Origin of the sequence: Rhodoplanes tepidamans (assembly GCF_030813915.1) — a bacterium.
Taxonomy (GTDB): domain Bacteria; phylum Pseudomonadota; class Alphaproteobacteria; order Rhizobiales; family Xanthobacteraceae; genus Rhodoplanes; species Rhodoplanes tepidamans.
Window position 1 is genome coordinate 166,471 of sequence record NZ_JAUSUJ010000007.1, and the last position, 21,291, is coordinate 187,761.

A 21,291-nucleotide genomic window follows, 5' to 3' on the forward strand; every position below is an offset into this window, starting at 1 on the left:
CCGCGTCCCGCGCTCCTCTCCCTCACCCGCCCTCGATCTCGGCCTTCACGGCCGCGAGCGCTTCGGCCGTGTCGACGTCGGTCGCCGCGGCGGCCGCCGCCGGCACCTCGGCGACGGCTTCCTGATACGCGGCGATCAGGTTCCGGGCCCCGACGTCGCCGGTGAGCCGGCCGAGCTCGGGAAAGAAGCGGCGCGACCACACCACCGGATTGCCGCGCTTGCCGTCGACGGTCGGGATCACGATCAGGGCGCCCGTCTCGGGATCGAAGGCGGCGATCAGCCGGTCGATCAGGCCGCGGTCGACCTGCGGCATGTCGCCGAGGCAGACGACGGCGCCGTCGACGTCCTCGGGCAGCGCCGCGATGCCGGCCTTCACCGAGGTGGAGAGGCCGTCGGCGTAGTCGGGATTGTGGACGAAGCTGACCGGCAGGTTGGCGAGCGCGGCGCGCACGCGGTCGCGCTGATGGCCGGTGACGACGACGATCGGCCCGGCCTGCGACCCCAGCACCTCCTCGACCGCGATGCGCACCAGCGGCCGCCCGCCGATCTCGGCGAGCAGCTTGTTGGGGCCGCCCATGCGGGTGGAGCGCCCGGCCGCCAGCACCACGGCGGCGATCTTTTTCCCGCGCGGCGCGGCGCGCGGCTCGGACGTCTCCGCGCGCGGCTGCGGCCGGGTGACGATCTCCATCAGGAGGCCGCCGACGCCCATGCCGGCGACGTCGCCGCTCGTCACCGGCAGACCGCACAGGAGGCGCGCCAGCACCCAGTCGAAACCGTTCTCCTTGGGGCTGCGGGCGCAGCCCGGCGCGCCCAGCACGGCCCGGCCCCCGACCTCTCCGATCATCAGCAGGTTGCCGGGGTCGACCGGCATGCCGAACCGCTCGATGCGGCCGCCCGCCTCCTCGACGGCCGCCGGGATCACGTCGCGGCGGTCGGCGATCGCCGAGGCGCCGAACACGACGACGAGCTCGGCCCCGTCGGCCAGCACGCTCTCGACGGCGCGCGTCACCGCCGCCGTCTCGTGCGGCACCTTGCGCTCGGCGACGATCGTCGCGCCGGCCGGCGCCAGCCGCTCGGCCGTCACCTTGAGGGTCTTCTCGATCACCTTGTCGGCGAGCCCGGGCAGCACCGTGGAGACCACGGCGACCTTGCGGATGCGGTAGGGCGCGACCCGCACCAGCCCCGGGGCGGCGGCGAGCGCCGCGTCGCGCGCCGCGCCCGCCACCGCGAACGGGATGATCTTGGCGGTCGCCACCATGGTGCCGACCACCACGGGCGCGTAGGCCGGCAGGGTCGCGAAGGTGATGTCGGGATCGACCGCGTTGAGCCGGTCGACGCCGGCGCGGTCGACCACCAGGACGCCGGCCGCGTCGGCGAACAGGTTGGCGCGGCCCGTGAAGGCCTTGTCGACCCGGATGCCGGGGCCGGCGGCCGCCGCCGCGATCTCGGCCGCCGCGACGTCCTCGCCGACGTCGCCGGGCTCGGCCCGGGCGACGATCACCTCGGCGAGTCCGGCCGCCTCCAGGGCGGCGATCTCGGCCGCACCGATCGGCGTGCCCTTCTTGAGGACGAGGCCGTCCCGGCGGATGGTGTGCACCAGGACGGCGCCCGCCGCCGCGGCGGGCCGGCACGGACCGAACTTCATGACGCGGCCGTCCCGGCCGCCGGCGCCGCCGCGCGGCGCGCCTCGGCCGGCAGCCGCAGGCGCGCCGTGATCTCGGCCAGGATCGACACGGCGATCTCGGGCGGCGACACCGCCCCGATGGACAGCCCGATCGGCGCGTGGATTCGGGCGATGGTCGCCGCGTCGAGGCCGGCGACGGTCAGCCGCTCGACCCGGCGCGCATGGGTCTTCTTGGAGCCGAGCGCGCCGACATAGAAGCAATCGCGGGCGAGCGCGTGGAGGAGCGCCGGATCGTCGATCTTGGGGTCGTGGGTGAGCGCCACGAAGGCCGTGTAGCGGTCGACCGCGAGGGGCGGCAGCGCCGTGTCGGGCCACTCGGCGATCAGCGGCACGTCGGGGAAGCGCTCCGGGCTCGCGAAGGCGGTGCGCGGATCCACGATGGTGACGTCGTAGCCGACGAGCTTCGCCATCGGCGCCAGCGCCTGGCTGATGTGGACGGCGCCCGTGATGACGAGCCGCGGCGGCGGCACGTGGACGGTGAGGAAGACGCGGCCGTCGGCCGTCTCCGCCATGCCGCTCTTGCCGCTGCGCAGATGCTGATCCAGCACATCGGCGAGCGGATCGGCGGCGGCCTCGTCGGCCCGCACCAGCCGCTGCACCCCGCTCGCCACGTCGGTGACGACCACCACGGCCCGACGCGCCGCACGCTCGGCATTCAGGCTCTTGAGGATCTCGAGTTTCACGGGCCACCTCTCGGACTGCGCTCGTGTTCTCGCGCGCGGTCTCACCAAAGGACTTCGACCGTCATCCCGAGGTGCTCGGGTCGGCGGCGCCTTTGCGCCGACGGCCCGAGCCTCGAAGGATGAACGGCCCGGGGCCGTCGCCCTTCGAGGCCCGGTGGAGTTTACACTCGGGCCGCGCGAAGCGCGGACCCGGGTGCCGGGCACCTCAGGGTGACGGAAGACAATCGGAGCTTCCAGCTTAACGTCCCGATCGGCCCTGTCCGCGGGCCCTGGCGCAACACTGCGCTGCGCTCCGGGCGACGCTGCGTCGCGACATGACGTCCGTCCCTACTCCAACCTCTCGACGAACACCCGGATGGTGCCGCCGCAGGAGAGGCCGACCTTCCAGGCGGTCTCGTCGGCGACGCCGAACTCCAGCATCTTCGGCGCGCCGCTCTCGATCACGTCGAGCGCCTCGGACACCACGGCGCCCTCGACGCAGCCGCCCGACACCGAGCCGAGGAAGCGCCCCTCCTCGTCGATCACCAGGTTGGAGCCGACCGGCCGCGGCGCCGAGCCCCAGGTCTCCACCACGGTGGCGATCGCCACGCCCTTGCCTTCCGCCCGCCAGTCCTCGGCGGCCTTCAGGATGTCCTCGTCGCGCGCCAGCATTCTCGTGCTCCGTCGTTGTCGCGATCAGGCGTTGTCGCGGTCAGGCCGCGAGGACGCGCCGCCGGGCGTCGCCCGGCCGGCGGGTATCCCCGTGCTCCGACAGGGCCCGCACCAGGGCCGCCATGCTGTCGAGATTGTGGATCGGACGGAATTCGTCAACATGCGGCAGCATCGCCCGGACGCCGCGGGCCTTGGGCTCGAAGCCGTCGAACCGCAACAGCGGGTTGAGCCAGACGAGTCGCCGGCATGACCGGTGGAGCCGGTCCATCTCGAAGGCGAGCCGCGCGTCGGTGTCGCGCTCCAGCCCGTCGGTGATCAAGAGCACCACGGCGCCCTGCCCCAGCACCCGGCGCGCCCACTGCTTGTTGAAGGCGGCGAGCGAGGTCGCGATGCGGGTGCCGCCCGACCAGTCGGGCACGGCGGCCGAGCAGGCGGCGAGCGCCGCGTCCGGGTCCTTCGTGCGCAGCGCCCGCGACACGTTGGTGAGCCGCGTCCCGAACAGGAACGAGTGGACGCGCTTTCGCGCATCCGTGACGGCGTGGAGGAAGTGCAGGAACAGCCGCGTGTACTCGCCCATCGAGCCGGACACGTCGAGCAGCGCGACGAGCGGCGGCATTCGCTCGCCCGGGCCGAGCGTCTTCAGGTCGATCAGGTCGCCGCCGGAGGCGAGGCTCGCCCGCAGCGTGCGGCGCATGTCGATGCGGCGGCCGCGGCGGTCCGGCACCAGCCGGCGGGTCCGCACCGTGTCGAGCGGCAGCACCATGCGGCGGATTGCGGCGCGGGCGGCCTCGATCTCGGCCGCGCTCATCTGGGCGAAGTCCTTCTTCTGCAGGAGCTCGGCGTCGCTCGCCGTGAGCTTCGCGACGATCTCGGTCTCGCGCTCCTCGCGCTTCAGACGGTCCTTCACGCCCTCGAACAGCGCGTCGTTCACCCGGGCGGCCGCCGGCCTCGGCGGTTCGGGCGGGCCGCCCGGCGCCTGCGGCATCATCAGGCTCATCAGCTGGTCGAGATAGCCGCGGCGGCGGAAGAAGATGCGGAACGCCTGGTCGAACACGGCGGCGTGCTCGCGCCGCTTCACCAGCACGGCGTGCAGGATCCAGTAGACATCGTCGCGGGTGCCGACCCCGGCCGCGGACAGCGCCTCCACGGCATCGATCACGGCGCCCGGCCCGACCGGCAGCCCGGCGCGGCGCAAGGCGCGGGCGAAATACACGATATTGTCGGCGAGCCGGCCGGTGTCTTTGTCGTTTGTCTCGGATCGTGAATCGCTTGTCACGAGACCACCGCGGAAAGCAAGAGCCCCCCACCCCCACCCCCGCCCCCTCCCCGCCACTCGCTTCGCGAGCGGGGGGAGGGGAGCCGAGGCGCTGCGACTCCCCTCCCCCCATTTGCATCAGCAAATGGCGGGGAGGGGTCGGGGGTGGGGGGTATTCGCCCAGGAGAAGGCATCGGCAAACTCACTCCGCCGCCGTCATGTCGGCGCGCAGCCGGGCGATCAGCTCGCTCGCGCGGGAGCCCTGCAGGCGGGCGATGTCGTCCTGGTACTTGAGCAGCACGCCGAGCGTGTCCGACACGGTGGCGGGGTCGAGCGCCACGGCGTCGAGCTCGGTCAGCGCTCCGGCCCAGTCGAGCGTCTCGGCGACGCCCGGCGCCTTGAACAGGTCCTCGCGGCGCAGCGCCTGGACGAAGCGGACGATCTCCTCCGACAGGCGCGCCGCGATGCCCGGCACCTTGGTGCGCACGATCGCGGTCTCGCGCTCGGCGCTCGGATAGTCGACCCAGTGGTAGAGGCAGCGGCGCTTGAGCGCGTCGTGGATCTCGCGCGTCCGGTTCGACGTGATCACGACGATCGGCGGCTGCGCCGCCTTGACGGTGCCCATCTCCGGGACCGTCACCTGGAAGTCGGCCAGCACCTCCAGCAGGAACGCCTCGAACGCCTCGTCGGTGCGGTCGAGCTCGTCGATCAGCAGCACCGGGGCACCGCCGGTGTCCGGCTCCAGCGCCTGCAGCAGCGGCCGCTTGATGAGAAACTCTTCCGAGAAGATGTCGTGGGTGAGCCGCGCCCGGTCGACCGTGCCCTCCGCCTCGGCGAGCCGGATGGCGATCATCTGGGCGGCGTAGTTCCACTCGTAGACGGCGCTGCCGACGTCGAGCCCCTCGTAGCACTGCAGCCGGATCAGCTTTCGCCCGAGCGTGGCCGACAAGACCTTGGCGATCTCGGTCTTGCCGACGCCGGCCTCGCCTTCGAGAAAGATCGGCCGCCCCATGCGCAGCGCCAGGAACAGCACGGTCGCCAGCGACCGGTCGGCCAGGTAGTCGGCCTTCGCGAGGAGATCCTGGGTCGCGTCGATCGACGTCGGCAGCTTGGTCACCGAACCGGTCCCTCCCGTGAGCATCGAGATCGCTGAGCGCCGCAGCCCGGCATCGGATCGGGCCGCGCCGCATCATGGCCGGGGAGTCCCCCGACCGTCCACGTCTTGATATCACAGGGACCGAAATCGTCGATTCCCCGGGGGCACGCGTCGCGCCGCGACGGTGGCCCGGCACGGACGGCCGGGCCACCCGCCCGTGCGCACCGGCCGCGGTCAGAACCGGAAGATCGCCGACGCCTTGAAGGTCCGGCCGGGCTGCGTGTAGTACGCCTTCGCGAGCTGCTGGCTGTCCGGGATGTCGAGGGCGTTGTAGTAGGTCGCATCGAACAGGTTGAACACGCCGGCCTGGAGGCGCCAGCCCTTGAGCAGCTCGGGCTCCCACCACGCCGTCAGGTCGACGATCGTGTAGGCCGGCGTCTTGTTGGTGTCCGAGGTCGGGTCCTCCACCTGGTTGCGGGCGGCCGCCATCGTGACCGTCGCGTCGGCGCCCCAGATCTTGGTCGCGTAGCCGAGACCGACGATCGCCTTCAGGGGCGGGATCGAGTTGAGGTGGACGTCCTCGTCGAGATCCTTACCGACCGTGTAGGCGATCGAGGTGCGCGCCAGCCAGCCCGGCATGAAGCGCCAGTGGGCCGACACCTCGCCGCCGTAGATCTCGACATTGGCGCGGTTGATGTACTTGAACACGCCGTACGGATAGCTGCCGCTCAGCCCGGCCTCGGCGGCCGTCAGCGTCACCGTGTCGATGAAGTTCTCGTACCTGTTGTAGTAGCCGCGCACATTGCCGCCGAGCTGGTCGTCGCCGAGCTTGACGCCGACCGTGTAGCCGTTGCTGGTCTCGGGCTTCAGGTCGGGATTGCCGATGCTGACATAGCTGCCGGAGCCGCCATAGGTGAGATAGAGCTCGGTCGCGGTCGGCGCCCGAAAGGCCTGCGCCCACTGGGCGTAGAGCGTCACCTTCGGGGCGATGTCCCATTCGGCGAGCAGCTTCGGCGACAGCTTCGATCCGCTCGACGAGGCCGGCGTCCCCTCGTAGGCGTCGTTCGCCGTGTAGGTCGCGGTCTCCTTCGGATTCTGCTCGTACCAGTCGAAGCGCAGGCCGGGCGTCAGCCGCACGACGCCGTCGAGCAGCGCGATCCGGTCCTGCGCATAGAGACCGACGGTCGTGCCCTCGACGTCCGGCATGTCCGACTGGTTGACGTGATAGTAGCTGCACGCGCGGATCGCCGACGTGCAGTTGTCCTCGCCCGCGGCGTACTGCGACGTGCGGGTGGCGTAGACCTCGCCGCCCACCGCGATCAGGTGCCGGGCCCAGCCGAGATCGTACTCCTTGGCGGCCGATCCCTTCACGCCGTACGAGATCTCCTTCAGATTGCTGTCACGGTTGTAGGTGCCGACCGGCGTGGTCAGGCGGTACGCGTAGGTCCCGGTCTCCAGATTGACCTGCTGCCAGTACAGCAGGAGGTGCGCCGTATCGAGCCAGTTGCCGCTCGCCGGCGCCTTGTAGTCGTAGGCGGCGGAGACGCGCTTGCGCTTGAGGATCTCCTGGGTCGAGTAGGTCTTGTAGGTCGAGCTCACGCTGGTGAGGGTGTCGATCGTCTCCTCGCGCCGGTAGCTCTCGGCGGTGACGGCCAGGCGATGGCCGCCGTCGACATAGTGATGCAGCTTCACCAGGTAGTTGTTCTGGTCGTAGTCGGACGGGTTCTTCTCGGTCCGGGTGGTGCCGGTGCCGCCGATGTCGCCCTGGTTCTCGGTCTCGTGGCCCTTCTTGTAGCCGCCCTGGAACAGGAAGAACGTGTTGTTGGCGCGCGCCGCGAGGGTCTGCTGGCCGTACCAGCTCCGGTCGGCGCTGTCGTAGCTGATCCGGCTGATCCCGCCGAACATCTTGCCGGTTCTGAGCACCTCTTCCGGATCGATGGTCCGCAGCGCCAGCATGCCGCCGAGCGCCCCGGCGCCGAAGAAGCTCGAATCGGTGCTCTTCACCACGTCGACGCGGGCGATCGTGTCGAAATCGAACGCCGAGACGCCGCCCTGGACGCCGCGCGCACCGTCGTACATCCACGGAATGCGGATGTCGTCGAGCGTGGTCAGGACCCGGTTCTTGTCCAGCCCCTGGATGTTCACGCTGCGATTGCCGGTTCCGTAGCTCAGCCCGGCGTCGATCCGCCGCGCATAGTCCGCGAGGCTGTCGATCTGCTGGTCGTCGAGCTGCTGCCTGGTCGTCGTGGTGGTCAGGACCGCGGGCTTTCCGCTGACATTGCCCTCGCCCTTTCCCTTGCCGCCCACCTGCCCTTCGACGGTCAGCGGCTCGAGCTCGACCGGCGTCGCGGTGGAGCTTGCGGTCTGCGCCGGCGCCGGGCTGCCGCCGAGCGCGGCCAGAACCGTGCCGGTCGCAGCGGCACACGAGAGTGAGGTCCTGAGAAGCATCGTGATCCCTGCCAGTTGATGTCGCGTTCTGCTGGCTGGGGGGACTGACGCCGACGCCTGGCTCGCTCGATCGGAAGACCGTGGAGACTCCACGCAGCTCCGAGAGCTCACGCCTAGGCGGACCACAGATGTACCGTCAATGAGACGCGCATTTGATTATAGGTATACTGATGTGAGTTCTCTATACTGAGAAATATACGCTAAACGAAAGAAACAAGACGGATACGATTCATAAATCGATGCGGAAAAAAAGAATCGATCGCCGAAAAGCTGTGATGCCTGACATTCCCGGAGCGAGCCGTCGACACCATTCGGGCCGCCGGCGCGAGGCGGCGGGAGGGCCGCGGGGAGACGAGCCGCCGGGCCGGATGAGTTCGCATCCCCTCACCCGATGCGCTGCACCCGTCGACCTCTCCCTGGGAGAGGTGAACGGAGGGGGGCGCGCTACAGCGACACGAAGTGGCCGCCCTCACCCGTTCGCCGCGGCCACCGCGCGGCGGGCCATGACGCCGATCAGGTGGGCCCGGTACTCGGCGCTGGCGTGGATGTCGCTCGCCAGGCCTTCGGCCGGCACGCTCAGGCCCTCCAGCGACTTCGGGTGGAAGCGCTTCTGCAGGGCCTCCTCGAAGGCCGGCACCCGGAAGGCACCCGAAGCCCCCGCCCCGGTCACCGCGACCCGCACCTCGGCGGGACGCTTCGCCACGAACACGCCGACGATGGCGTAGCGCGACGCCGGGTTGCGGAATTTTTGGTACGCCGCCTTCTTGGGGAGCGGGAAGCTCACCTTGGTGATCAGCTCGTCCGGCTCCAGCACGGTCTCGAACAGGCCGGCGAAGAACTCGTCGGCCGGGATCTTGCGCTTGGTGGTGACGATCGTCGCGCCGAGCGCCAGCGCGGCGGCCGGATAGTCGGCGGTCGGGTCGTTGTTGGCGAGCGAGCCGCCCAGCGTGCCGCGATGGCGCACCGCCGGATCGCCGATCATCCCGGCGAGCGCGGCGAGCGCCGGAATGCCCTGCTGCACCTGCGGCGAGACATGCACCTCGGCGTGGCGCGCCATGGCGCCGATCACCAGGGCGCGGCTGGTCAGCTCGATGCCGTTCAGCCCCTCGACGGCGTTGAGGTCGACCAGGTTCGACGGCGAGGCGAGGCGGAACTTCATCATCGGCAGCAGGCTCTGTCCGCCCGCGATGGGCTTCGCGTCCTCGTGCTTGGCGAGGAGGTTGGTCGCCTGCCGGAGCCCGCTCGCGCGGTGATAGGTGAAGTCGTACATCCGTCCTCTCCACGTCCTCGCCTCGCGGCGCGGCAAGCGCCGCCCTTCACCTCTCCCCGCGTGCGGGGAGAGGGAGTCGATGCGCCTCCTGCGGCGCGTCGACCATCGCTACTCGGCCGCCTGCAGGCGGCCGGCCTTCTGCAGCACGCGCCACACCGTCAGCGGGTTGGCCGGCATCGGCACCTCTTCCGTCCCGAGCGCGTCCGTGACGGCGTTCATCACGGCGGCCGGCGCCGCGATGGCACCCGCCTCGCCGCAGCCCTTGATGCCGAGCGGATTGCCGGGACACGGCGTCACCGTGGTGTCGACCACCAGCGGCGGCAGGTCGACGGCGCGCGGCATCACATAGTCGTTGTAGGAGCCGGTGACGAGCTGGCCGGAGTCGTCGTAGACGGCCTGCTCCATCAGGGCCTGGCCGATCCCCTGGGCGATCCCGCCATGGACCTGGCCCTCGACGATCATCGGGTTGATGATGTTGCCGAAGTCGTCGACGGCCGTGAACCGCTCGATCGCCACGCGGCCGGTCTCCGGGTCGATCTCGACCTCGCAGACATGGCAGCCGGCCGGGAAGGTGAAGTTCACCGGGTCGTAGAAGGCGCCCTCCTTCAGCCCCGGCTCCAGCTCGGCGCCGGAGAACTTGTGGGCGATGTAGGCGTTCAGCGCGACCTCGCCGAACGTCGCCGCCCTGTCGGTGCCGGCCACCTTGAAGGCGCCGTTCTCGAACACGATGTCGGCCTCGGACGCCTCCAGCATGTGGGCCGCGACCTTCCTGGCCTTGGCCTCGACCTTGTCGAGCGCCTTGACGATCGCCGACATGCCGACGGCTCCCGACCGCGAGCCGTAGGTGCCCATGCCGAACTGCACCTTGTCGGTGTCGCCGTGCACCACCGAGATGGTGTCGATCGGGATGCCGAGCCGGTCCGACACCAGCTGCGCGAAGGTGGTCTCGTGGCCCTGCCCGTGGCTGTGGCTGCCGGTCAGCACCTCGACGGTGCCGGTGGGGTTCACCCGCACCTCGGCGGATTCCCACAGGCCGACGCCGGCGCCCAGCGAGCCGACCGCCTGGCTCGGCGCGATGCCGCACGCCTCGATATAGGCCGAGAGCCCGATGCCGCGCAGCCTGCCGCGCGCCTCCGACTCGCGCCGGCGGGCGCCGAAGCCCTGGTAGTCGGCGAGCGCCAGCGCCTTGTCGAGCGAGGCGGCGTAGTCGCCGCAGTCGTAGCTCATGATCACCGGCGTCTGGTGCGGGAACGTCTGCACGAAGTTCTTGCGCCGCAGCTCGGCCGGGTCGACGCCGAGGCGTCTCGCCGACACCTCCATCAGCCGCTCGATCACGTAGGTCGCCTCGGGCCGCCCGGCCCCGCGATAGGCGTCGACCGGCACCGTGTTGGTGTAGACCGCGTCCACGGCGCAGTGGATCGCCGGGATCGCGTACTGGCCGGACAGCAGCGTCGCGTACAGATAGGTCGGGATCGACGACGAGAAGGTCGACATGTAGGCGCCGAGATTGGCGATGGTCTTCACCCGCAGGCCGAGGATCCTGCCGTCGCGGTCGAACGCCATCTGGGCGTGGGTGACGTGATCACGCCCGTGCGCGTCGGCGACGAACGCCTCCGAGCGGTCGCAGATCCAGCGCACCGGCCGGCGCACCCGCTTCGCCGCGGCGAGCGCCACCACCTCCTCGGCATAGATGAAGATCTTCGAGCCGAAGCCGCCGCCGACGTCGGGCGCGACGACCCGCAGCCGGTGCTCCGGCGCGACGCCGACGAAGGCGGAGAGCACGAGGCGGGCCACGTGCGGGTTCTGCGACGTGTTCCACAGCGTGTAGCTGTCGCTGCCCGGATCCCATTCGGCGAGCGCGCCGCGCGGCTCGATGGCGTTCGGCACCAGCCGGTTGTTGACGAGGTCGATGCTGGTCACGCTGGCGGCACGGGCGAAGGCGTCGGCCACGGCGGCGGCGTCGCCGAGCTGCCAGTGGAAGATGGTGTTGTTCGGCGCGACCGCGTGGATCAGCGGTGCGTCCGGTCCCTGCGCGGCGGCCGGATCGACGACGGCCGGCAGCTCCTCGTAGTCGACGATGATCGCCTCGGCGGCGTCGCGCGCCTGCTCGGGCGTCTGCGCGATCACGGCGGCGACCGGCTCGCCGACATAGCGCACCGCGTCGACGGTCAGGGCCGGGTGCGGCGCCATCTTCATCGGCGAGCCGTCGGTGGAGTGGATCATCCAGCCGCACACCAGCGGCCCGAGCTTGTCGGCGGCGAGATCCTGCCCGGTGATCACGGCGAGCACGCCCGGCATGCGCGAGGCGTGGCCGGCCTGGATGCGCACGATGCGGGCATGGGCGTGGGTCGAGCGCAGGAAGTGCAGGCAGACCTGGCCGGGCCGGTCGATGTCGGCCGTGTAGCGGCCGTTGCCGGTGACGAAGCGAAAGTCCTCCTTGCGCCGCACCGGCGCGCCGATGCCGGTCGCCGTCGTTCCGCTCGTCCCGGTTCCGCTGGTGCCGGCTCCGCTCGTGCTCATCCGCGTCCTCCCGAAGGTCCGAATCCGCCGGGTGGCCGCTCTCGCGGCGGCCTGGCCGGCGACGCGATGGTGCCGCGCCTCGGCGCGGTGCCCGCGCCCGCGGCGCGGCGGCCGCTACTCGGCGGCCTGCTGCCGAGCCGGATCGTCGCCCGCCATGGCGCGAGCGCCGGCGGCGATCGACTTCACGATGTTGTGGTAGCCGGTGCAGCGGCAGAGATTGCCCTCGAGCTCCTCGCGGATCGTCCGGTCGTCGAGCTCGTGGCCCTTGCGGCGCACGATGTCGAGCGCCGTCATGATCATCCCGGGCGTGCAGTAGCCGCACTGCAGCCCGTGATTCTGGCGGAACGCCTCCTGCATCGGATGCAGCGCGTCGCCGCGGGCGACGCCCTCGATGGTAAGGACCTCGGCGCCCTCCGCCTGCACGGCCAGCATGGTGCAGCTCTTCACCGCGACGCCGTTCACGTGCACCACGCAGGCGCCGCACTGCGAGGTGTCGCAGCCCACATGGGTGCCGGTCAGCCGCAGCGTCTCGCGCAGGAACTGGACCAGCAGGGTGCGGACGTCGACCTCGGCCCGCACGGGATTTCCGTTCACCGTCATCGACACGACAGGCATGGCACCTCCCCGGCCGGACCTGACGCGCCGCCGTCCGCGCCGCGCCCGGCGCGACGGCACGCGTCGCCCTATCTGGAATTCTACGAAGTGTGGCCCGCCCCCGCCGTCACGGTCAAGGGTGGCCGGCGCCGCGGCGGCCCCGCGCCCGTTCGTCGGCCCCCGGCCGCGCTCCCCGGGATCCGCCACCTCAGCGGCGGGCCGGCACCGCCGCTGCGAATCCTCCGGCCGCCCGCGATAGCGGTTGCAGTTTCGGCCGAGGGCGCTAAACATGCGCCCGCCGACTCCGGTCTCCTCGGGGTCCGGCGGCGCGTCCCCCGCCCGCGGGCGGACCGCCAGAAGGCCACGTGGCGGAGTGGTTACGCAACGGTCTGCAAAACCGTGTACGCCGGTTCAATTCCGGCCGTGGCCTCCACTCATCTTTTCGAAGGCTCAGCCCGACATCGAGAGCGACTCAGGCCCGGCCCAGGGACGGAGACGCGTCCGCATGCGCCAGGAGCCGAAGGGCCGACCCGGCCGGCGGACGGCGGACGGCGGCTGCGGGCCGCACCTCCGGCATTGCCGTATCGTCGCCTTGCCCCATATACGGCATTGCCGTATATCCTACGGGATGCACAGCGTGCTCACCACGCCCGTCTTCGAGGCCGATGCGGCCGATGCCGGCCTGTCCGAGGCGGAGATCATGGAGATGGTGGAGTGGCTCGCTGCGCATCCCGAAGACGGGGCGATCATCCCCGGCACCGGGGGCGCCCGGAAGGTGCGCTTCGCCGGCCGGGGCAAGGGAAAGAGCGGCGGCTACCGGACCATCCATTACTTCGGAGGAGACGATGTCCCGGTGTTCCTCCTGGCGCTGATCGACAAGGGGGAGAGAGCCGACCTGTCCAAGGCCGAACGCAACGCCCTGGCGGCCGAGCTCAGCCGGCTGGCCGACGACTATCGGCAGGGCGTGGCGGCGAGGGTGTCGATCCTGCGACGGAGGAGATGATGACGAAGCTCGGAGAACGCCTCGTTCGCAGCGCAAGGCAGGCGCGCGCGATCGCCCGGGGCGAAGAAGACGCAGCCCGGGTCTTCACCCCGCCCACCGTCGACGTGGCGGCCGTGCGAAAGAAGACCGGGCTGTCGCAGACCCGTTTTGCCCGACGGTACGGCTTCTCTCCTGCCTCCGTCAGGGACTGGGAACAGGGCCGCAGAACGCCCGACCCGGCAGCCCGGACCTTGCTTCGGATCATCGAGAAGGAGCCCGAAGCGGTGGACCGCGCGCTGGCCTCCACGGGGTGAGACCGGCCACTGCGGGAAAAGGACGATGGGGCGGCCCCGGCCGCTCCGTCACCCCGCCCCGACGCTCCCCGGCGCACATCCGCCCCCCGATCGATAACCGGCCCCGCGCATGCCATGCGGCAGCGTTATGCTGCCATGCAGCAATTTCACTGGGTCACCGGGAAAAGGCGAGCTATATCAAGCTCACGAGAAGTCAGAGGTGACTCATGTCCATCACGTATTCCGCCGGGCGCTCGGCCCGGCGCGGTGTCGTTTCGTTCCTGCGCGAGGTGGGCGCCGCGATCGGCGAAGGCCTCGAGTTCGTGTCGCGCTACAAGGCCCTGGAGACCAAGACGGACGGCGAGCTCGCCGCCCTCGGCCTCACCCGCGAGGACCTGCCGCGCGTCGCCGTGCAGGGCTGGAAGAAGCGCTGAACTTTGATTCGGCCCGGACCGGCGGCCACCGCCGCCGCAGCTCCGGCCGGACGAACGGCCGATCATCCACATCCGGCCCGAATTCGGGTTGGCAATCGGCCCGGGGTTTTGTTATACGCCCACCTGCCTGAGCCGTGAGGCGCGTGTTCCCCGGTAGCTCAGCGGTAGAGCAACCGGCTGTTAACCGGTTGGTCGCTGGTTCGAATCCGGCCCGGGGAGCCACTCTTTCGACTCCGTCGAATTCCAGGCGTCGAATCCCACATCGTCGAATCGCAGCGTCCCGCTCCGGGCGTCCCCTCGCCGGAAGCTCTCAGAACAGGTCGAGCTGCCGGGCCGGCCTGCGCCGTCGTGCGCCGGCGGCGGCGACCGTCAGGTCCGCGGCGATGTCGGCGAGGAACGGCGACGGCGGCAGCCGGCGCACCGCGCCGCGCCAGTGCCGCTCGGCCGCGCGGGTCAGCACCAGCCGGTCCCTGGCACGGGTCACGGCGACGTAGAACAGCCGCCGCTCCTCCGCCTGCCCCGCCTCGTCGGCCGCCGAATCGCCCCACGAGAACGGCACCAGCCCGGCCTCCAGCCCGACGACCAGCACCACCGGGAATTCGAGCCCCTTGGCCGCGTGCATGGTCATGAGCGAGACGCGGTCGGCGCGGCGGTCGCGGAAATCGGCCTCGGTGGACAGCGCCACCGCCTCGACGAGGCGGGCCGGATCGCCGCCGACCGCCTCGCTGGCGGCGAGCGTCGCGAGCCACCCCCGTGCCTCGGCGAGTGCGGCCGGCTCGGCCCGGCCGGCCCGGCGGACGGCCTCCGCCGCGGCCGCGATGCGGGCGGCCAGCCGCGGGCCCGCATCATCCGCCGCCTCCGCTCCGTCCGCCGGGCCCAGCCCGTCCAGAATCGCGGTGACGCCGGGATGTCCGGCGATGGCCGCGGGCGAGCTCTTCATGAACGGGATGCCGGCGCGGTCGAGCGCGGCGCGCAGCGCCGCCGCCTGGGCATCGGTCCGATAGAGCACCGCGCAGTCGCCGAAGCCGAGTGCGCCGGCGGCCGCATCGCCCCTGTCGCAGCCGGCGGCGAGCAGGTCGTGACCGCCGAGCAGGTCTTCGATGGTCGCGGCGACGAAGTCCGCCTCCGCCGCCTCGTCCGCCGCCACATGGGTCGTGATCGGCGTGCCGCCCGGACGGACGATGCCGTCGCCCGGCGCGCCGACGAGGCGCGCCGCCGCCGTCGCGATGGTCGCGGTCGAGCGGTAGTTGCGCGCCAGCCGCAGGGTGCGGGCGGCCGGGAAATCCCGGGCGAAGCGCGCGAAGCAGGCGGCGTCGGCGCCGCGGAAGCCGTAGATCGCCTGGTCGGGATCGCCGATCACGCACAGACGGCCCTCGGCCCCGGCGATCAGCCGCAGCAGCCGGTACTGCTGCTCGTCGACGTCCTGGAACTCGTCGGCGACGACGTGCGGGAAGCGCGCCCGCCACGCGGCCGCGATCTCGGCATCCGCGGCGAGGAGATCGGCCGAGAGCACGACGAGGTCGTCGAAGTCGACCCAGCCCTGGGCGCGGCCGGTCCGCGCCAGCACGGCGCAGGCCTCCGCCGCCTCCACCGGTCCCGCGGCGCCGGTGCGCTTGAGCGCCGAGACGGCCTGGAGCAGACGGGCGGCGCGCGCCTCGCCGAGGCCCAGCGCGTCGGCCAGGGCGGCCCGGCGCTCCGCCTCGCCGGCGATCCGGAAGTCGGCGCCGAGGCCGGCCCGGTCGGCATGGGCGCGCAGGATGGCGAGACCGAGCGAATGGAAGCTGTGCACCGCCACGGCCCGCCCCGCCTCGCCGAGCAGTGCGACGAGGCGCGTCCGCAGCTCCTCGGTCGCCTTGCGGGTGAAGGTGACGGCGAGGCAGGCGCCGGCCGGCACGCCGCGCTCGCGCACCAGATGGGCGATGCGATGGACGAGCATGCGCGTCTTGCCCGAGCCCGGGCCGGCGATCACCATCAGCGGGCCGTCGGTCGCCGCGGCGGCGCGGGCCTGATCGGGATCCAGCCCGGCGAGCACGCCGGCGTGGCCGGAGCGCTCCGCCGGAGCCGGCGCCGGACCCGGCCCGGACGGCGCGGCCGCGTCGCCCGGCGCCTCCGCGGCCGCCCGGCGTTTCGGGGCCCGCGGACGGCGCAGGAGCGGCGCGTCGAACAGCAGCCGGCTGCCGGCGAGCCGGTCGATCTCGCCGTCCTCGAACAGCCGGATGACGCCGTACTCGCCGTCGTAGCCGGCCTGCCGGATCACCGCCCCGGCGCGCAGCCGGGTCACCGCCTCCCCGAGCAGCGGATGCACCCCGGCGACGTCCTCGGCCGGCAGGGTCTCCAGCACCGCGAGCTCGGGCCCGAGCGCCGCGACGGTGCGGTCGTAGATCTCGGCGACGGCCTTCGATCCGACACCGCTGCCGACGATCTCCGACAGGACCTCGGGCAGCGGCACCAGGCTCGATACGCTCCCCGCGGTGGGCGGCGGCACCACCTCGGCCTCGCCGCGGTCGGCCAGCGTCTCGACCCGGTGCGACACCCCGATCGTCACCGGCCGTCCGCAGACCGGGCAGCGGCCGCCGAGCGCGATCGTCTCCTTCGGGTCGAGCCGCACCCCGCAGGCGCGGTGCCCGTCCATGTGGTACTTGCCCTCCTCGGGGAAGAACTCGACCGTGCCGACATAGCCGTCACCGGTCTCCAGCGCCCGGCGGATGGCGAAATAGTCCGGCGCACAGGAGAAGCGCGTCGCCTCGCGGCCGAGCTTGCCGGGCGAATGGGCGTCCGAGTTGGAGACCAGCCGGAACCGGTCGAGCGACGAGACCCGCCAGTTCATCGCCGGATCCGACGACAGGCCGGTCTCGACCGCGAAGATGTGCCCGGCGAGATCGCCGTAGCAGTCCGCGATGGAGTCGAAGCCCGACTGCGAGCCGAGCGCCGCGAACCACGGTGTCCAGACATGGGCCGGGACCAGGTAGCTGTCCGGCCCCGACTCCAGGGCGATCTCCAGGAGGTCGCGCGAATCGAGCCCGAGGATCGGCCGGCCGTCCGAGGCGATGTTGCCGATGCGCGCGAGGCTCGCCGCCAGCCGGTCGGCGGCGTCGAGATCGGCCACGTAGATCAGGTGGTGGATCTTCCGGGTCTTGTCGCCCTTCTTGTAGATGGTCGAGATCTCGGTCGTGAGCATGAAGGAGACCGGCCGCCGGCAGGCGGGCGGCAGCGTCGCCCACAGCGGCGCCTCGATCTCGGGGGCGAGGCGGAACAGCCCGTCGCCCTGCGCCACCAGCTTGTCCTTGATCTCGGCGAGCCAGGCCGGATGCACGCAGTCGCCGGTGCCGACCACGGCGATCCCCTTGCGGGCCGCCCACCAGGCGAGGCGCTCGAGGTCGAGGTCGCGGCTGGTGGCGCGGGAGTGCTTCGAGTGGACATGCAGGTCGGCGTGGATCCACGTCACGGGAGCGGCTCGCCTTTCGACGTCTGCGGCCACCATCGGGGCGGCGGCGGAGCGAGACAAGGCGGCTGCCCGGGAAAACGCCCGCAAATCACAGCATCGACGCCCCGCCGCCGGCCGGAGGCGCGCCGCCCCGCCCTTGAACCCGCCATATTTCGATATATCTTACGATATATACGGCGGTCCGTCCCGGCCGTCGTGACCCCCGAACCTCAGGACGCGACCATGTCCGATTTCCACAGCACGGCCCGGGTGCCGACCCCCAATGGCAGCCGCTATCTCCAGCAGCTCTGCAAGCACTGGAGCCACGATCTCGCGGTCGACTTCACGGCCGAGGCCGGCACCGTGCGGTTTCCCCGCGACGCCCGCGGCGCCGACTGGCCGGCCGACGCCGTCCTCACCCTGCAGGCCGGTCCGGACGTGCTCGAATGCCGTCTGGAGGCGAGCGCCGCCGGACAGCTGCACGCCCTGCAGGAGGTCGTCGCCCGCCATCTCGACCGCTTCGCCTTCCGCGAGGCGCCGCTGCGCTTCGACTGGCAGGCCGCCTGAGACGGCAGGCGCCTGCGGCGCCCGGCAGGTCGGCCGCCCGGGCCGGCCTGCCGAAACTGAGCGCTGAACGCTTCGAACGAATCGGCCATGTGCAACCAAGCCGCTTGTACTTCACGCGGCGTTACTGGCGCGTTTGAAGATAGTTTTAATAATTTTTGCGAAAAAATGGCGTCGGGCAAGCTCATCCGTCCCGGATCGAGCCAATAGCAAGCCCGCGCGACTGACCCCCTCCTGCCAGCACAGAGTGCCCCATGTCGCTTCTCGGCCGCATCAAGATTCTACCCAAGATTCTCTCGGTCATCGTCCTTCTCGCCGCCATCGCCGGCTTCGGCGCATGGTACGCGGCCGGACAGATGCACACCGTCGGCTCCCGCTACGCCGAGTTCCTCGCCAAGGATGCGGCGGCACGCGTCACGCTCACCCGGACCAACCGGCTGCTCTGGCAGTACGAGGCGCTGGTCTACAAGACGATCGCCGAGACCGACGACGCGCAGATGCTCAAGCTGCCGCCGCAGATCGACAAGACGAGCGAAGAGATCGGCGCGGCGCTCACCCAGCTGACCGGGCAGGTGCCGCGCTACGCCGACAGGATCGAGGCCGCGCGGCGCAGCATCGAGGCGATCGTCGCGGCCGGCAAGCCCGCCATCGCCGCGGCCTTGCGGAACGACAACGCCAAGGCCGCGGACCTGGTCCGCACCGGCCTCGACCCGCTGATCGTCAAGCAGGTGGCGAGCAATCTCGCCTTCGCGCAGCAGCTCGACGAGGACATCACCCGCGGCACCGAGACGCTGGCCGCCGCGACCGAAGGCTCGATCCTCTCGACCTATCTGATCATCGGCGTCGGCGTCGGCGTGGCGCTGGCCGTCGCCTTCGCGATCTCCCAGTTCGGCATCGCCCGTCCGATTCAGCAGCTCACCGCCGGCATGCACCAGCTCGCGGCGGGCAATTTCGAGGTCGTGCTGGCCGGGCTCGGCCGCAAGGACGAGGTCGGCGAGATCGCCGGCGCCGTGGAGGCGTTCAAGATCAAGGCGGCCGAGAAGGCGCGCGAGGAGGCCGCCGCCCAGCAGGAGGCCGAACGGCGCGCGGCGGAGCAGCGCAAGCGCGACATGCGGCGGCTCGCCGACGAGTTCGAGGGGGCGGTCGGCGAGATCATCGAGACGGTCTCGTCCGCCTCGACCGAGCTCGAAGCCGCAGCCGGCACCCTCACCCGCACCGCCGAGACGACCCAGCAGCTCTCGACCCGCGTCGCCGCCGCCTCCGAGCAGGCCTCCGCCAACGTCCAGAGCGTCGCCTCGGCGACCAACGAGATGGCCGCCTCGGTGCAGGAAATCTCGCGCCAGGTGCAGGAGTCGAACCGCATCGCCGACGAGGCGGTGAGGCAGGCCGAGAAGACCGACGGCCGCATCACCGAGCTGTCGCAGGCGGCGAACCGCATCGGCGACGTCGTGAAGCTGATCACGGCCATCGCCGAGCAGACCAACCTGCTGGCGCTGAACGCCACCATCGAGGCGGCGCGCGCCGGCGAGGCCGGCAAGGGCTTCGCGGTCGTCGCCCAGGAGGTCAAGGCGCTCGCCGCCCAGACCGGCAAGGCCACGGGCGACATCTCGGCCCAGATCGCCGGCATGCAGGCCGCGACCCACGACTCGGTCAGCGCCATCAAGGAGATCGGCGGCACCATCGGAAAGATCGCCGAGATCACGGCCACCATCGCGGCAGCCGTGGAGGAGCAGGGTGCCGCGACCGGCGAGATCGCCCGCAACGTCCAGCAGGCTTCCCTCGGCACCACCGAGGTCGCCAGCAACATCACGCAGGTCGATCGCGGCGCCACCGAGACCGGCTCGGCCTCCTCGCAGGTCCTCTCGTCGGCGCAGTCGCTGTCGAGCGAGAGCAACCGGCTGAAGCTCGAGGTCGGAAAGTTCCTGGAGACGGTGCGGGCCGCCTAGCCGCGCCCGCCGCGACGCACCACGCGACAGCCCGGACCGGCGACGGCCCGGGCTGTCGTCTTTCGGGACGGGGCCGGCCGACCGACCGGCGCTCAGCCCGCGGGTTCGGCGGAGCGGCCGAACAGGCCCGCCACCAGCAGCCCGATCAGCACCAGGAGGCTGGCGACGCTGATCGCGTTGACCATCAGCATGGCGGCCTGCTGCTCGGCCGGAAAGGCGACGAGCGGAGCGCCGACCAGCCCGCCGAGCCAGAGATAGGCCAGGAACGGCAGCGCCAGCACGGGCAGCGAGGCGAGCCGCTCGTGCGGCCGCACCAGCACGGCCGCGAGCAGCGCGCAGGGCAGCAGGAACAGGTCGAGCCCGCTGTCGCGCCCGACCGCCTTGATGGCGATCAGCGTGTTGGCGACCCCGACGACGGGCAGCAGCAGCCGCCCGGTCAGCGAGTTCCACCGCGCCGCCGCCGGCACGGCGAGGAAGAACGGCGTCGACAGCAGCGTCAGCCACACCGGCCAGGCGGCCCGGCCGGCGATGGCGTGCAGATACAGCGGATAAAAGGGCTGGTTGCCGACCACGACGAGCGCCACGGTCGCCGCGATCCCGGCGAGGGGATCGTCGACGGACGCATAGGCACGCAGTCTGGCCAAGCGGTCGGGCATGGGGGCTCCGGAGCTGTCTCGTTTACGCCGGAGGCGCCGCCGGAGATCACCCGGGGTCGGAGGTCTCGGATCGCGCCGTCGATATCGGTCCGGGCGAACTCCCCGCCGACATGAAGAAGCCGGCACGCATGCTCCTTCGCCACCTCGTAGGCGAAGCGGTCGCCGAGGTTCAGCCCCGCCGGGTTCACGCCGCTGTCCCACCACTCGGTCACCGACACGCGCACGCGGCTGCTCCCGCGATGACCTCGCCGGGCAGAACGGACAATGATCCGGTTCGAGGACGAGCAGCCGCTGGTCCACGGTCGAAGCAAGTGGCCACGAAAAAAGGCCGGAACCCAGAGGGTTCCGGCCTTTTTTTCTCGTCTCGGGCAAGCGCCGTGAGGGCGCCTCGGACGAGGGTGACGTCAGCTCGCGGCCGGCGCCTTCACCTCGATGCCCTTGTCCTTGAGGAACTGCTGCAGCTCGTTCGCCTGGAACATTTCGCGGATGATGTCGCAGCCGCCGACGAACTCGCCCTTGACGTAGAGCTGCGGGATCGTCGGCCAGTTGGAGAAGTCCTTGATGCCCTGGCGGAGGTCGTCGTTCTCCAGCACGTTCAGCCCCTTGTAGGGCACGCCCAGGTAGTCGAGGATCTGCACCACCTGGCCGGAGAACCCGCACATCGGGAATTGCGGCGTGCCCTTCATGAACAGCACGACGTCGTTCGAGTTCAGCTCGTTCTGGATGAATTGCTCGATGCCCATGATCACGTCCCTGGAGGCCGGCCGCCCAAGTGCGACCGGACCCGTCGT

At 71.3% G+C, this 21,291-nt stretch carries 17 protein-coding genes and 2 tRNA genes; 7 read left to right on the forward strand and 12 right to left on the reverse strand.

Going from position 1 to position 21,291, the window contains the following annotated elements; all coding sequences use genetic code 11:
• Nucleotides 1-22 precede the first annotated feature (22 nt).
• From J2S22_RS10785 to J2S22_RS10825, 9 genes are all read right to left on the reverse strand, one after another.
• Complete coding sequence (locus tag J2S22_RS10785; RefSeq protein ID WP_272778514.1) at nt 23-1,645, reverse strand: NTP transferase domain-containing protein; 1,623 nt, start codon at nt 1,643-1,645, stop codon at nt 23-25.
• Nucleotides 1,642-2,367 carry an XdhC family protein gene (locus J2S22_RS10790; RefSeq protein ID WP_272778515.1) on the reverse strand — a complete coding sequence of 242 codons (726 nt, stop codon included), beginning with the start codon at nt 2,365-2,367 and terminating at the stop codon, nt 1,642-1,644. Before J2S22_RS10790 ends, J2S22_RS10785 begins: the two co-directional genes overlap by 4 nt.
• Before the next feature lie 327 nt (nt 2,368-2,694).
• A complete protein-coding gene (locus tag J2S22_RS10795) occupies nt 2,695-3,018 on the reverse strand; it encodes an XdhC family protein (protein WP_272779870.1) in 324 nt (107 codons plus the stop codon).
• 40 nt (nt 3,019-3,058) lie between these two features.
• Entirely contained in the window at nt 3,059-4,231 is a 1,173-nt protein-coding gene (locus tag J2S22_RS10800) for a vWA domain-containing protein (RefSeq protein WP_272779869.1), read from the reverse strand.
• Between the two features lie 244 nt (nt 4,232-4,475).
• Nucleotides 4,476-5,390: an AAA family ATPase gene (locus J2S22_RS10805; protein WP_272779868.1), complete on the reverse strand. Its 915-nt coding sequence runs from the start codon at nt 5,388-5,390 to the stop codon at nt 4,476-4,478.
• 213 nt (nt 5,391-5,603) lie between these two features.
• Complete coding sequence (locus tag J2S22_RS10810; RefSeq protein ID WP_272779867.1) at nt 5,604-7,817, reverse strand: TonB-dependent hemoglobin/transferrin/lactoferrin family receptor; 2,214 nt, start codon at nt 7,815-7,817, stop codon at nt 5,604-5,606.
• Nucleotides 7,818-8,286: 469 nt separating this feature from the next.
• Nucleotides 8,287-9,087 (reverse strand): FAD binding domain-containing protein, encoded by an 801-nt coding sequence (locus J2S22_RS10815; protein ID WP_272779866.1) that lies wholly within the window; start codon nt 9,085-9,087, stop codon nt 8,287-8,289.
• A 108-nt stretch (nt 9,088-9,195) separates the two neighbouring features.
• On the reverse strand, nt 9,196-11,607 hold the full coding sequence (locus J2S22_RS10820; protein WP_272779865.1) for a xanthine dehydrogenase family protein molybdopterin-binding subunit: 2,412 nt from the start codon (nt 11,605-11,607) through the stop codon (nt 9,196-9,198).
• A gap of 114 nt (nt 11,608-11,721) precedes the next feature.
• Nucleotides 11,722-12,222: a (2Fe-2S)-binding protein gene (locus J2S22_RS10825; protein ID WP_272779864.1), complete on the reverse strand. Its 501-nt coding sequence runs from the start codon at nt 12,220-12,222 to the stop codon at nt 11,722-11,724.
• Nucleotides 12,223-12,560: 338 nt separating this feature from the next.
• On the opposite strand from J2S22_RS10825, the gene J2S22_RS10830 reads away from it, so the two are divergent.
• The 5 genes from J2S22_RS10830 to J2S22_RS10850 all read left to right on the forward strand — a co-directional run bounded on the left by J2S22_RS10830 (nt 12,561) and on the right by J2S22_RS10850 (nt 14,132).
• Nucleotides 12,561-12,634: transfer RNA gene (locus J2S22_RS10830), tRNA-Cys, on the forward strand.
• A 72-nt stretch (nt 12,635-12,706) separates the two neighbouring features.
• Nucleotides 12,707-13,204 carry a type II toxin-antitoxin system RelE/ParE family toxin gene (locus tag J2S22_RS10835; RefSeq protein WP_272779863.1) on the forward strand — a complete coding sequence of 166 codons (498 nt, stop codon included), beginning with the start codon at nt 12,707-12,709 and terminating at the stop codon, nt 13,202-13,204.
• Nucleotides 13,204-13,497, forward strand: coding sequence for a helix-turn-helix domain-containing protein (locus J2S22_RS10840; protein ID WP_307155826.1), 294 nt, complete (start codon nt 13,204-13,206; stop codon nt 13,495-13,497). Before J2S22_RS10835 ends, J2S22_RS10840 begins: the two co-directional genes overlap by 1 nt.
• Before the next feature lie 206 nt (nt 13,498-13,703).
• A complete protein-coding gene (locus J2S22_RS10845) occupies nt 13,704-13,910 on the forward strand; it encodes a hypothetical protein (protein WP_272779861.1) in 207 nt (68 codons plus the stop codon).
• A 147-nt stretch (nt 13,911-14,057) separates the two neighbouring features.
• Nucleotides 14,058-14,132 (forward strand) — tRNA-Asn (locus J2S22_RS10850).
• Between the two features lie 88 nt (nt 14,133-14,220).
• Here J2S22_RS10850 and J2S22_RS10855 read toward each other — a convergent pair.
• Nucleotides 14,221-17,355, reverse strand: coding sequence for a UvrD-helicase domain-containing protein (locus J2S22_RS10855; RefSeq protein WP_272779860.1), 3,135 nt, complete (start codon nt 17,353-17,355; stop codon nt 14,221-14,223).
• Between the two features lie 222 nt (nt 17,356-17,577).
• Here J2S22_RS10855 and J2S22_RS10860 point away from each other — a divergent pair, with 222 nt between their 5' ends.
• Together J2S22_RS10860 and J2S22_RS10865 are read left to right on the forward strand one after the other, a co-directional pair.
• Nucleotides 17,578-17,901, forward strand: a complete 324-nt coding sequence (locus J2S22_RS10860; RefSeq protein ID WP_272779859.1) for a DUF2218 domain-containing protein — start codon at nt 17,578-17,580, stop codon at nt 17,899-17,901.
• A 251-nt stretch (nt 17,902-18,152) separates the two neighbouring features.
• A complete protein-coding gene (locus J2S22_RS10865) occupies nt 18,153-19,844 on the forward strand; it encodes a methyl-accepting chemotaxis protein (RefSeq protein ID WP_272779858.1) in 1,692 nt (563 codons plus the stop codon).
• Nucleotides 19,845-19,936: 92 nt separating this feature from the next.
• Here J2S22_RS10865 and J2S22_RS10870 read toward each other — a convergent pair whose 3' ends face one another.
• Both J2S22_RS10870 and grxD read right to left on the reverse strand, forming a co-directional pair.
• Complete coding sequence (locus J2S22_RS10870; RefSeq protein WP_272779857.1) at nt 19,937-20,500, reverse strand: hypothetical protein; 564 nt, start codon at nt 20,498-20,500, stop codon at nt 19,937-19,939.
• A 404-nt stretch (nt 20,501-20,904) separates the two neighbouring features.
• The gene (grxD, locus tag J2S22_RS10880) at nt 20,905-21,243 is read right to left on the reverse strand and encodes a Grx4 family monothiol glutaredoxin (protein ID WP_272779856.1); all 339 of its coding nucleotides are present in this window, start codon (nt 21,241-21,243) and stop codon (nt 20,905-20,907) included.
• Nucleotides 21,244-21,291: the final 48 nt, after the last annotated feature.

Bases quoted from the DNA above. Each gene is read 5' to 3' on its own strand.
- J2S22_RS10840 (WP_307155826.1), top strand. From the start codon at position 13,204: ATGACGAAGCTCGGAGAACGCCTCGTTCGCAGCGCAAGGCAGGCGCGC.
- J2S22_RS10870 (WP_272779857.1), bottom strand. From the start codon at position 20,500: ATGCCCGACCGCTTGGCCAGACTGCGTGCCTATGCGTCCGTCGACGAT.
- J2S22_RS10785 (WP_272778514.1), bottom strand. From the start codon at position 1,645: ATGAAGTTCGGTCCGTGCCGGCCCGCCGCGGCGGCGGGCGCCGTCCTG.
- J2S22_RS10865 (WP_272779858.1), top strand. From the start codon at position 18,153: ATGTCGCTTCTCGGCCGCATCAAGATTCTACCCAAGATTCTCTCGGTC.
- J2S22_RS10820 (WP_272779865.1), bottom strand. From the start codon at position 11,607: ATGAGCACGAGCGGAGCCGGCACCAGCGGAACCGGGACGAGCGGAACG.
- J2S22_RS10825 (WP_272779864.1), bottom strand. From the start codon at position 12,222: ATGCCTGTCGTGTCGATGACGGTGAACGGAAATCCCGTGCGGGCCGAG.
- J2S22_RS10860 (WP_272779859.1), top strand. From the start codon at position 17,578: ATGTCCGATTTCCACAGCACGGCCCGGGTGCCGACCCCCAATGGCAGC.
- J2S22_RS10795 (WP_272779870.1), bottom strand. From the start codon at position 3,018: ATGCTGGCGCGCGACGAGGACATCCTGAAGGCCGCCGAGGACTGGCGG.
- grxD (WP_272779856.1), bottom strand. From the start codon at position 21,243: ATGGGCATCGAGCAATTCATCCAGAACGAGCTGAACTCGAACGACGTC.
- J2S22_RS10835 (WP_272779863.1), top strand. From the start codon at position 12,707: ATGCGCCAGGAGCCGAAGGGCCGACCCGGCCGGCGGACGGCGGACGGC.
- J2S22_RS10810 (WP_272779867.1), bottom strand. From the start codon at position 7,817: ATGCTTCTCAGGACCTCACTCTCGTGTGCCGCTGCGACCGGCACGGTT.
- J2S22_RS10815 (WP_272779866.1), bottom strand. From the start codon at position 9,087: ATGTACGACTTCACCTATCACCGCGCGAGCGGGCTCCGGCAGGCGACC.
- J2S22_RS10845 (WP_272779861.1), top strand. From the start codon at position 13,704: ATGTCCATCACGTATTCCGCCGGGCGCTCGGCCCGGCGCGGTGTCGTT.